Source organism: Pseudomonas sp. GXM4 (assembly GCF_008923895.1).
Lineage (GTDB): Bacteria > Pseudomonadota > Gammaproteobacteria > Pseudomonadales > Pseudomonadaceae > Aquipseudomonas > Aquipseudomonas atacamensis.
This window is the reverse complement of record NZ_WBRZ01000011.1, coordinates 16,953-26,676: the sequence shown is the minus strand read 5'-3', so window position 1 is coordinate 26,676 and position 9,724 is coordinate 16,953. Positions and strand designations below refer to the sequence as shown.

The 9,724-nt window shown below is 57.1% G+C and carries 19 protein-coding genes; 7 read left to right on the top strand and 12 right to left on the bottom strand.

What is annotated here, in order from left to right:
• Position 1 precedes the first annotated feature (1 nt).
• The 9 genes from F8N49_RS03555 to F8N49_RS03520 form a co-directional block, all read right to left on the bottom strand.
• Positions 2-1,291, bottom strand: a complete 1,290-nt coding sequence (locus F8N49_RS03555) for a site-specific integrase (RefSeq protein WP_151550801.1) — start codon at positions 1,289-1,291, stop codon at positions 2-4.
• Positions 1,288-1,719 (bottom strand): VRR-NUC domain-containing protein, encoded by a 432-nt coding sequence (locus tag F8N49_RS03550; RefSeq protein ID WP_151550800.1) that lies wholly within the window; start codon positions 1,717-1,719, stop codon positions 1,288-1,290. Before F8N49_RS03550 ends, F8N49_RS03555 begins: the two co-directional genes overlap by 4 nt.
• The gene (locus F8N49_RS28180; RefSeq protein ID WP_256675386.1) at positions 1,716-1,847 is read right to left on the bottom strand and encodes a hypothetical protein; all 132 of its coding nucleotides are present in this window, start codon (positions 1,845-1,847) and stop codon (positions 1,716-1,718) included. Before F8N49_RS28180 ends, F8N49_RS03550 begins: the two co-directional genes overlap by 4 nt.
• A complete protein-coding gene (locus F8N49_RS03545; RefSeq protein WP_151550799.1) occupies positions 1,844-2,146 on the bottom strand; it encodes a nuclease domain-containing protein in 303 nt (100 codons plus the stop codon). The genes F8N49_RS28180 and F8N49_RS03545 overlap by 4 nt, the downstream gene beginning before the upstream one ends.
• Positions 2,137-2,346: a hypothetical protein gene (locus F8N49_RS03540; RefSeq protein ID WP_151550798.1), complete on the bottom strand. Its 210-nt coding sequence runs from the start codon at positions 2,344-2,346 to the stop codon at positions 2,137-2,139. Before F8N49_RS03540 ends, F8N49_RS03545 begins: the two co-directional genes overlap by 10 nt.
• Positions 2,346-3,140 carry an ATP-binding protein gene (locus F8N49_RS03535; RefSeq protein WP_151550797.1) on the bottom strand — a complete coding sequence of 265 codons (795 nt, stop codon included), beginning with the start codon at positions 3,138-3,140 and terminating at the stop codon, positions 2,346-2,348. The genes F8N49_RS03540 and F8N49_RS03535 overlap by 1 nt, the downstream gene beginning before the upstream one ends.
• On the bottom strand, positions 3,130-4,050 hold the full coding sequence (locus F8N49_RS03530) for a DnaT-like ssDNA-binding domain-containing protein (protein ID WP_122507132.1): 921 nt from the start codon (positions 4,048-4,050) through the stop codon (positions 3,130-3,132). The genes F8N49_RS03535 and F8N49_RS03530 overlap by 11 nt, the downstream gene beginning before the upstream one ends.
• Positions 4,051-4,254: 204 nt before the next feature.
• The gene (locus F8N49_RS03525) at positions 4,255-4,677 is read right to left on the bottom strand and encodes a phage regulatory CII family protein (protein ID WP_122597370.1); all 423 of its coding nucleotides are present in this window, start codon (positions 4,675-4,677) and stop codon (positions 4,255-4,257) included.
• 72 nt (positions 4,678-4,749) lie between these two features.
• Complete coding sequence (locus tag F8N49_RS03520) at positions 4,750-4,986, bottom strand: hypothetical protein (RefSeq protein ID WP_122597369.1); 237 nt, start codon at positions 4,984-4,986, stop codon at positions 4,750-4,752.
• 112 nt (positions 4,987-5,098) lie between these two features.
• On the opposite strand from F8N49_RS03520, the gene F8N49_RS03515 reads away from it, so the two are divergent.
• Positions 5,099-5,950: a S24 family peptidase gene (locus F8N49_RS03515; RefSeq protein ID WP_151550831.1), complete on the top strand. Its 852-nt coding sequence runs from the start codon at positions 5,099-5,101 to the stop codon at positions 5,948-5,950.
• A gap of 43 nt (positions 5,951-5,993) precedes the next feature.
• On the opposite strand, the gene F8N49_RS03510 is transcribed toward F8N49_RS03515, so the two are convergent.
• Positions 5,994-6,311: a DUF1654 domain-containing protein gene (locus F8N49_RS03510; RefSeq protein WP_151550796.1), complete on the bottom strand. Its 318-nt coding sequence runs from the start codon at positions 6,309-6,311 to the stop codon at positions 5,994-5,996.
• A 334-nt stretch (positions 6,312-6,645) separates the two neighbouring features.
• Between F8N49_RS03510 and F8N49_RS03505 the strand changes: the two genes are divergently transcribed.
• Positions 6,646-6,909: a hypothetical protein gene (locus tag F8N49_RS03505; RefSeq protein ID WP_151550795.1), complete on the top strand. Its 264-nt coding sequence runs from the start codon at positions 6,646-6,648 to the stop codon at positions 6,907-6,909.
• Positions 6,910-6,959: 50 nt separating this feature from the next.
• Here the strand turns inward: F8N49_RS03505 and F8N49_RS03500 are convergent, their stop codons facing one another.
• The gene (locus F8N49_RS03500) at positions 6,960-7,169 is read right to left on the bottom strand and encodes a hypothetical protein (protein WP_151550794.1); all 210 of its coding nucleotides are present in this window, start codon (positions 7,167-7,169) and stop codon (positions 6,960-6,962) included.
• Positions 7,170-7,180: 11 nt separating this feature from the next.
• On the opposite strand from F8N49_RS03500, the gene F8N49_RS27855 reads away from it, so the two are divergent.
• From F8N49_RS27855 to F8N49_RS03480, 5 genes are all read left to right on the top strand, one after another.
• Positions 7,181-7,327, top strand: coding sequence for a hypothetical protein (locus F8N49_RS27855; RefSeq protein WP_178116885.1), 147 nt, complete (start codon positions 7,181-7,183; stop codon positions 7,325-7,327).
• Between the two features lie 551 nt (positions 7,328-7,878).
• Positions 7,879-8,070, top strand: a complete 192-nt coding sequence (locus F8N49_RS03495; protein ID WP_151550793.1) for a hypothetical protein — start codon at positions 7,879-7,881, stop codon at positions 8,068-8,070.
• An 18-nt stretch (positions 8,071-8,088) separates the two neighbouring features.
• The gene (locus F8N49_RS03490; RefSeq protein ID WP_151550792.1) at positions 8,089-8,361 is read left to right on the top strand and encodes a hypothetical protein; all 273 of its coding nucleotides are present in this window, start codon (positions 8,089-8,091) and stop codon (positions 8,359-8,361) included.
• On the top strand, positions 8,358-8,669 hold the full coding sequence (locus F8N49_RS03485) for a hypothetical protein (protein WP_151550791.1): 312 nt from the start codon (positions 8,358-8,360) through the stop codon (positions 8,667-8,669). Before F8N49_RS03490 ends, F8N49_RS03485 begins: the two co-directional genes overlap by 4 nt.
• Positions 8,670-8,750: 81 nt before the next feature.
• The gene (locus F8N49_RS03480; RefSeq protein ID WP_151550790.1) at positions 8,751-9,119 is read left to right on the top strand and encodes a hypothetical protein; all 369 of its coding nucleotides are present in this window, start codon (positions 8,751-8,753) and stop codon (positions 9,117-9,119) included.
• Here the strand turns inward: F8N49_RS03480 and F8N49_RS03475 are convergent.
• On the bottom strand, positions 9,116-9,718 hold the full coding sequence (locus tag F8N49_RS03475) for a hypothetical protein (RefSeq protein ID WP_151550789.1): 603 nt from the start codon (positions 9,716-9,718) through the stop codon (positions 9,116-9,118). The genes F8N49_RS03480 and F8N49_RS03475 overlap by 4 nt on opposite strands.
• Between the last annotated feature and the right edge of the window lie 6 nt (positions 9,719-9,724).

Sequence of the window (9,724 nt, the reverse complement as noted above, 5' to 3'; positions counted from 1 at the left end):
TTTAAACCTCGCCATTAACAAATTGTGGATTCACCTTGCAGGCCGCGTATTCCGTGGCTTGCAGGGTGTTTTGCGAATCTTCATATCTAACGCCCGTCTGCCCGTGAATCGCCTTAAAGCCACGGCCATCTAACCAGTCATGCCACTTCACCAACGCCAGTCGACGCTGTTCGGTGGCCTGGGTGTTGATGTAGGTGGAAGCGATCTTGCCCAGAGAATGGTTGAGCAGCATCTCGCCGATGTGCCCGTCGATGCCGAGGTCAGTCCATGCGGTACGGGCTACCTTGCGTAGGTCGTGGCTGGTCCACTCGCCCATGCCAAGACGGGTGAATACGGCGCTCGCCTGGTTCTCGCTGAGAGCCAGCCCGCGACGAGACGGGAACAGGTAGGCGCCTTGATAGCCGGCGGCCAGTTGAACTGCCCGGTACCGACGCAGCAGCGCGCATACCTGGTCGGTCAGCGGCAAGCGATGTTCGGTCCGGTTCTTGGTGCGCTCGGCCGGGATGAACCACTCACGCTCCGGCAGCGCGATATCGGCCCAGCGGGCCATGCGGGTTTCGCCAATTCGTGTGCCGTGGCAGAGCATCATCAGAGCGAGCATGGCGTCTGCCGGCGCCGTCTCGAAACGCTCGACCAGCAAGGCGAGTACGTCAGGAATCTGGACACCGCGCAGCCGGGCAGCCTTGGGCACGATGCGAGCGGTGGTGAAGTCGGCGAACTTCAGGCCAGCCATTGGGTTTGTCGCGATCAGGTCCAGCTTATGCGCCTGGCGGAACGCGGCAGACAGCAGGCGGTAGAGCTGCTGCACATAGGACAGCGACAAGATGGCTTGCAGCGGCCACATCAGCATCTGGTCCAGGGTCTGGGCGCTTACATCACGTATCGGCAAGTCGACGAGGCGTGGCTTCAAGTGACAGGTAATCGCTGTTTTTCCGCCGGCTTTTCGCTTGTCCGAAAGCGACCGATCACGGGACATCCGATCACCGTACCAATCGAGCAGATCACCGACAGTGCTCCAGGCTTCGATTGCCGCGCTGGCGTTCGGCTTGAGCACCAGGCGCTGCCGCAGCTCGGGCAGAACCGCCAATACGGCATTGGTCTTGAGGTCGGGATATCCTGCGATCCGCCGCCACGAACGCTTGACAACCAAGTACCAGGAGCCGCGCGCCCTCCCCTCACTGAACCGAAAGTAGAGTCCCGGGTGGCGCGGGTCACGCAGCGTGTGCACTGCCGAGTCGGCAGCCTGCCGGCGGATCTCGGCATCGGAGAGATTGACGGCGGCGGTGCTCATGCGGCCACCACTGTTGGAGCGAGGCGAAGGTAGGCGCGGATCTGCTCCATCGCGTCGAAGTGCCCCCGGCAGACGATGGCGAGATAGCCCTGATCGTTCAGCTTGCGAATCCATTTGTGCTGGCTGTCCGAGACGGGGGCAGCATTCGGCGGTGTCGCCTTGAATTCGATATACAGGCCGAAATAGCCGCCGCGTGCCATGGTCAGCACCAGGTCAGGAACACCGGCGGCGACGCCCTGCCCTTTCAAATCTGCCGCGACCTTCTTCAGGCGGTGCCCACCATTGGGGACGTGATAGATCAGGTCGGCGACTTCCGGCATCCGGATGCGCAGCTCGGCGATCAGCGCGGTCTGCTCCTGGCCTTCGCGGTCGACCCGCTTGGCCCGCACAGGCTTGGCCTTGAACAACCTCATGGCAGCAGGCTTCATACACGCTCACCACGCACCATGCGTGCACGCCGGCTCAACCGCCAAATACCCCACAGGCAAGCGACGAACAGAATCAGCAGTGAACCGAAATAGAAGTGGAGCAGATTGTTTTCCAGAAAGGCGATCATGCAGCCCCCTTCACGGTGAGAATTCCTGCCCTGATCAGGGCTTCGTGGGTTTCGGCGATCGCGCGCGGCACGTCCTGCCAATCAATCTCGCCGGCGGCGCGGCCATCGATCACGTCATGGCAGGCGCTGCACGCGTACACCGCCACTGTGTCGAAGCCCTTCATGCCCATGCCCTTCTGCCCGCAAGGCAGGTGTGCGAGCACGGTGGTTTCCGGGTTGTGGTTGCAGATGCCCGGCATGCGCAACGTGCAGTCTTGGCCATTCGCCGAGTCGCGCAGTTTCTTGGAGGTCACGCGCATACCGGCTGCCCCGTGACGACGTCGACGACTTCGTAGGTACCCGGCCACATCCACGCCCCATAACGCTTGGCCATGGACTCGTCGGCGAACAGCGCCAGTGCGTGATCAGGTGGAGAGCTCAAATCAACCTTGAACGAGCAGCAGAACACCGCGAAGCGGTAGGTATCGATCTCGGGAACAGCCAGGCGCCGGTCAGCCATCAGAAACCCTCCTTGCCGCGCTGGGATTCCCATTCAAATGGCACGGCAATCGCGCCGCCTTCCCGCAGTCGATCAAAGCAACGCTCACCCATAGCGCCTGGGAGCATGCCGGCGTCGAGGTTTGAAATGATTACCGTGGGGCGCATCTGCTCGTAACGGCCGTTGATGATCGAGAACAACGTCGTAAGCTCGAAATCGCTAGGGGTCTCCTTGCTCACGCCAATTTCGTCAAGGATCAGAAGCGACGGTCCGATCAGCCCTGACAGGATCTGGCTTTCGGTGCGCTCACTCCCTTTCGAGTAGGTCGAGCGGATCTCCTGCAACACGGTGCCGAGCGTTCGGTACACCGCTGTCGCGTCTGTTTTCTTCATGATTTCGGCAGCGATGGCCACGCCCAGGTGCGTCTTACCAGTTCCAGGTTTCCCCAGCAGCAACAAGCACCTCCCGGTCGGGGCTATTTCTGGGAACTTGTCTGCGTACTTCGTGCAGATCCTCAGCGCCTCCTTCTGAGCGGGTGATACGGCGAGATACCCAGACAGCGTTTTCCCGGCGAACCGCTTGGGGATCAGAGCGGACCCAAGCTTCAGCGCCAACTCCTGCCGCGCCTGAGCCCTGATGCGCTCCTGCTCCTCTGCCTTCGCAATGACCTGGCACTGCGGGCAGGCGGTCTTGAATTCACGGCCGAAGATGACATTGACGGTCTGCGGGTACTGACCGTGCTCTTCGCAAATCCCCGTCGACTTGTGCGGCGCCGACGATGCAGTAGGCATGGTGATCACGTTTTCAGATGCCATAGGTACCGTCCTCTCGCTTGGTCAGACCAGCGGTGTAGTTACGTTCCGCGAACCCGCTGTGGCGCGAAGGCTGAACAGGCTTCAGCTGACGAACGTTGTTGGCCTTGGCCCTGTCCGACTTCACCCAACCGACCAATAGCGATACCCATTTGGCCTGGGTGTTCAGGCCGCCAATGGACTCGTGGTGCGCTGTGAACGAGGCCATGGCTTCTCGGGTGAAGAGGTCCGGCGATACGCCGAAGTGCACGCAGTAGGTTTTCAGGAGATTGGCGTCAGGCACCCAGTCCAGCGTCATCTCCACAGGTTCCTTTGGGTCGACGGGATCCACCGATGGGTTTGGGACGTTTTCCAGACCCTGCTCGGCTGAATCCGAATTGCCCTCGCCCGCTGAGAGAGAGTGGTGTTGATCTTGATTCAGTGAATCAGGAATCAGGAATCCACAATCAGGAATCAGGGCGTTATCGTTTGGTGGATTAACAGGCTCTAACGGTGGTTTAACGTTAAAACCTTGTTCAGAGACATGAACTTTGCGTTGGCCGCCTGCGACTACGACGTTCTTTTTCCGTTCGTTAACAGTTAGATAGCCGTTAACGTCGGGCAACGTGCTGTCCTTCTCCGAACCATGAGGGCTCTGGTGCTTCTGAAAGTTGACGATCTCGATCACCGACTGACCAGCTACTTGGTAGCGTGAAATGAAGCCAGCAGCAGCCAAGCGATTCAGGCCGGCATCAACGTCATAGTCATCACATGGGAGAAGCTCGATCTTGATGCGCTTCACTCGGTCCTCAAGGCGACCCTCCCGATCGGCAAGGCACCACAGACCGATGAACATCAGTCGATCGAACGCTGGAAGCTCAACGAGCAGTTCATTGCTGAACAGCCCCGGTTTCACGTTACGGGCCCGAGCCATTACGCAGCCTCCCGTTGAATCGCAGGAAGTAGGAAAGCCACATGCGCATGATTGAAGTGTCGCGACACGTTTTGTCCGTGCGGGAAAAGTGTCGCGACTTGGCGGGTATTGCCTGGAGCGGTGTAGGTGTTCATAATGGCCCCACTGTGTTTTACAAGTTGTTGAAAGAACCGCCCTGCCAGGCGGTTTTTTTATGCCTGCGATTCAGGCGACTTTTACCGATGCCTTCAGCTGAGCCAGTGCTTCTTCCGCCTGGCCTATCTCTTTCAAGATCCGGGCACGCTCTACCTGATCGACCCGACCATCAGCCATTGCCGTGTGCGTCTCGACGGTAACCTCAGCGAATTCCAGCGTTGCGCGGCCAAGCGCTTCATGAATTCCCAGCGCAACAGGCTGGTCCTGCTTCACGATCGAGTACCCAAACTCGCCAGCCAGAGCTGCAAGAGGTCGCATGTCTTGGGTGTGTAGAAGCAATGCGTACAGATGCTTCGCGTTAAACCACGCGCCGTCGTAGTTGGCATTCGCCCGCTGGAGCAGGCTCACCGGCGGCATGTTCATAAGCGTGGCCAGTTCCTTGGTATTGGCTTCATCAACCACGTCGTCGCAGGCCTTCAGAAAATCTTGCATCCGTAAAACCTCAATCTTGTTTATGTGGCTGCATGCCATCAGTCGTTGCAAAATGTTTCTCAGGGCGGTAGGTCAAGCAGCGCCGAGCAAAACCTTGTGGGCCAGCTCGACGAGATCGGGACGAAGTCCGGCGATGGTGATTTCGCCTCCGGAGGCATCCTGCAAGCGCTCAGCAAGTTCGGCAGAAGCTTTGCGGTGACCACCCGCGAGCTGCCAGAGATGGCCGACGGTGGTTTTAGCGGCAGCGGCAACTTCTTCACGTCGGCTGGAAGCAGCGTTTGCGAGCCAGTCGCGCAGATGGTCATTCATAAGGAATCTCCTGAAACGTAGGAGAAATTTAGCTTAGAGCTAACATTGGAGCAAGGAATATTTAGCTGTGAGCACATTTAGCATTGAGCTAAACGCTGTCATCCTTGGCCGCATGGATATTTATGCGATTCGCAAACATCAATTGATCACGCTGATTGGCGACCAGAGAAAAGGCGCTTGCGCAGAGCGCTGGGGGATGGCGCCTGCGCACTTAAGTCAGATCCTGTCGGATAAAACCGCTAAGAACCTTGGGGATGACGTTGCTCGACGCATTGAGTCGATCGAGAAACTTCCGCGGGGTTGGTTTGACTCGATATCTAACGAAAGTGGCGGGATTACCAAGGGCACGGAGTCCGAAGGCGAAACAACGGACGTGGCTGCGAAGGCAGCTTCCGCCGCGGACCAGGTGAAGCGGATGCTCGCCAAGGTGAAGGGGCTATCGGTTGAGGCCAGGGACCGTATCGTCGCAGCTGCAGAAGAGCCGGACGATGGACCTGATCACGTCATTTCGAGCAACCTATCCCGGCTTCGCCCTACAAGCGAAGAAATTTTGATCCCTCAATACGATGTCCGTGCTGCTATGGGACATGGCCAGGTTCCCCCGGAATACAACGAGGCCGTTCGCAATCTCGTTGTTAGAGAGGAGATCCTTCGTGAGAAAGGAGTGACGTACACCGCCGCAAACGCGTTGGCGATGATTACGGGATGGGGACAGTCGATGGAAGGAACCATCAATGACAAAGACCTTGTCATCGTTGATCGAGGCGTAAACGAGTTTGTTGGTGAGGGCATATATCTGATGACCTGGCACCAAGAGCTCTACATCAAGCGAGTCATGCGGTTAGATGAAGAGCATTACAGATTGATCTCCGACAATCAGCACTACGAAAACCAGACCGCAAGGATCGACGACGTCAACATTCATGCGAAGGTACTGTTGATCTGGAACGCGCGAAAGGCGTGAACCAGCACAAGAAGCCCGCTACCTAGCGGGCTTTTTTTCGCCTTTAAAAAGGTGCTATCTCCTCTAATGGCTCGAGATCGTCATTCATTTCTACCTGCGCATCGTTATCTGAGGCTGCCTCCCACCGCAACGTGACCGATTCTGGGTCGTCGTTGAAAACGATATCGATGCCGTCGACCTCGGCGAGCACATTCATCACCTCATCCCACTCCCTATCCCCGTCCGTGTCCAACCGATGGATAGTCACCGTCCGGTTCAATTGCGCGATCGGGTGATTGATCATGCTCGAGACCCGCAAATTCAGGCGCTCTATTCCAGACATAGGGGTGCGTTCTTGTTTCTGCTTTTGTGGGCGCGCCATGTGTCGTTGCTCCTGTGCTGTATATTCGTACAGTATTCGTGTCGCAGCATAGCGACACTTAGCGCGATGCAAAAGCCCCCTCCGTCGAAACGATCCCTTCTTACATTCCCCGTGCGAAATTTCACTCGAAGCTAAATTATTTAGCTGCGAGCTATTGACGCATCTTTAGCTAGAAGCTAAATTAATTTCAACGCCGGATAACCACCGGCCTCAGCAAGGCAGCGATGAATCGGCCTGAACGATTCAGAGGGATGGCAACTGTCCCAGGGTGCGCAGCGTAAAGCCCCGAATCAGTTATCCGGCGGACGGTGTCGCGGTCGGAGGAAAAATTTGAATGAGCCCGTACCGCGCCAGCAGCGCCGAAGGGACACGGAATTTTTCACTGATGCACCTGGTGACGGGTGCATTGGGAAAACAACCGGGTAGGTACTCAACGATGAAGCACGCAACAGCAATTGCTCAGCTCGAAATCCACGCCTCCAACTGCGAGAACAACGCGGTTATCCAGGAGCGTGAGGGTCAGTACGAAGAAGCGGCGAACAGCCGTAGCAACGCCGCCGAATATCGGCAAGCAATCGAAGCACTCCAAGCGGCGTGATCATCGCTGCTGCACCTTAGCAATTGGGTGCAGCCAGATGCTCATGGCGATTAGTTTTCTTCGTTTTCCTGAACTACGCGGCGCTCTTCTTCGAGATCCCTTTTCGCCTGATTGAGCAGGTCGATCAGCTCATCTACTTCGCCTTCATTGAAAATCAGGATCAACTCTTCTCGGATCCCCTGATCCTGCTTGATGCAAATGTTTCCAGCATCCGAAATGTAAACCTCTGCGCCGAAACGCGGTTCAATCTTCCCAACCATGGAATGCACCTATGCAATTTACCTACGAAGTGAAGGGTGGAATGTACATCTACAAAGGGCCGCGAGGCCATGGCGGAATCGCCTATTCGCTTCAGCAGATCAATGACCGCCTCACCAAAGCATATGGCGCCAACGGCTACGATCTGACGCGAATCTGACAACCAGCGCCACGACAGCCTGTCGTTAACTGCCCGAGCACCTGGTACTCCCCAGCGCCAGGCCGCATCGGAGTGTGATCGGATGAGCTGCAAGCAAACAGCGGGGTGGCCACCTCGACGCCCGGTATAGGGGTCGATTGCCCAGCCTTCACGATCACACTCCGATGCGGACGCCAACCCAGCAGACGCTGGACACCTGCAATCAACCGGAGATCAACATGCTCCTGATCATACTGATCGGCGCAGCGCTGGGTCATGTGCGGCCAGAACCGCCCTGCTCTATCGCGCTGCCAACCGATCCGCAACGTGCACACCGCGAGCGATGGCGATGTATCGCCGGGGTCGCAGCGTTCTGGCGCTGATCGGTCCCGCCAAAAACACCGGAACCCGAGAATCACTGCATCTGCTGCTACAAAAAAGGCCCTCCCGTCCAGTTGGGCCTTTTCTTCGCCCGCCTTTATCCGTCAGCACTCTCCCCTGCGCCCAACGGCAACCAGCAGGAGGCACAGAGTGCTGACGAATACACGCACCCCCATCCCACGGAGTCAGCCATGAGTGAGCAACGAGCGCCCTTTCCACGGTCGGCGGACAACGCTGATCAGATGAACCTGCCAGAGGGCAAGACCTGCGGCGACTGCGTGCATTGCAAGCGTTGCACCGCGATGTTCGGCCACATCCCGGCGGACGAATCCTGCGACTGGAGCCCGTCGCGCTTTCGCGAAGCCGTCCCAGCTACCGCCTAACCCACCGAGGCATCTGCCATGCATCCATCATTTCAAGAACGCATCGATGAACTCGGTGTGCTGCTCCAGAAAACCCACGCCGCGCGCCTCGAGTTCTTCAAGCGCGTTGACCAGGTCATGCCACCCAAGAAGGTTCGCTTCCAAGTGTCCGGCGAAAGCGGCGGGATGTATCGGGTCATCGACCTCAGCAGCGGCAAGACTCGCGCCTTCCGTGAAACCTTCAAAGCAGCGTACGACATCGCCATGCAATTCGAAGAGAAGGCCAACCGGCCGGCGGGAGGTGTCCAGTGATCGGTGTTCCACTTCCTGATCCGCGCGACGAGGTAACCGCAAAGATCAACCGGGCGCTGGAGGAGTTCTTCGGCGCTGGCAAACACGCCCAACAGATCCCGGCCGGCGTCAGTGCTGAGGTGCCAATGTTCGGTGCCACCCCGCACAGCAAAAAGCTGCGCGCCCTGCGTGACAAAGACGCCCCGAAGGTCAAAGCCCAGGCCGAAGCCGGCAAGACCGCACCGGCGGCGGCTGCCGCACTCGACATGCGTATCAGCCGCGTGAAGCTGATCGCCCAGGAGAACGGCATTACGTTCGCCGAAAAATGAAGCGCATCAGCAAACAGGTGCAGCAGCGCCGCAAACAGACCTGGCTGGACTTGCCGGCCAGCGGAATTGAAGAGGTAGGCCATGGCCGAAGTACAGGAGCCGACGAAGGAAGCCATCAAGCAGAAGAAAAAGCGCGAGAAGGCAGCAGCAAAGGACGCTGCATTGGGCGTCGAGAAGTTTACGGTTGAGGTCGCCGGGGTGTTCAAGCCAGACCTCAAGCGGGTCATGGCAGCGCATGGGATCAACAACCAGCAGGAGGTTTACCAGCTGCTGCTGATGAACCTGATCGCCGCCGACTTCGATACCCAAGCCCAGATGCTCAAGTGTGTCACGACACCTTTTGTTGTGACTGAAAAGGTGTCGCGACTGATCGACGCGGCCGGAAGGAAGTCGCTAGCTGACGATCCGCCAGAGCCCGACGACGAAATAACCACGCCTGATCTTATCTAAACGAAACCAGAGCCGCGAACTGGTGAGCCAAGAGACTTCCCGTCCCAGAGTGGGTGATGTAGGTCAGGGCCGGAAGTTCCCAGGTGAGTTATATCATGGCAAATTTGGTAACGATTACCGTCAGCAGAAACGATTTCCAAACTTATCAATTCATAGCAGTTCTTTGTAAAATCATAACCTTTCGGAAACTGGAAATTAGTTGCATGCACTATTTCAATTATTTTGATTTCGCCTGGATCAATCAGAAAAGCCTCAACAGGCATGCTTGGAATTACCAAAAAAGATCCCTGTCCTTTTAGGTTTCCTCTACTATCGGGACCTCGCAACAATGCTACATCTTTTATATACAGCATCTGCTTGCCGGTATTGCTTAGACTGTACTTTAAGTTTCTGGTCTGCGGCGATACCGTGACCCATACATTGTTTCCCTGCTCATCCTTGCCGTCAGTCAGCCTTCTCCTTTCTGCGCTGAATAGCCGCTCCAGCAATATCAGCATTGCTCCTGATGGCCTATGTATGTGAGAAAAATAGAAGCTAGCCGCAGCAACCGCAAAAGCTGCGGCAGAGAGAGATAAGGTGATCCAATCCTTCGGCTCCATTATCTA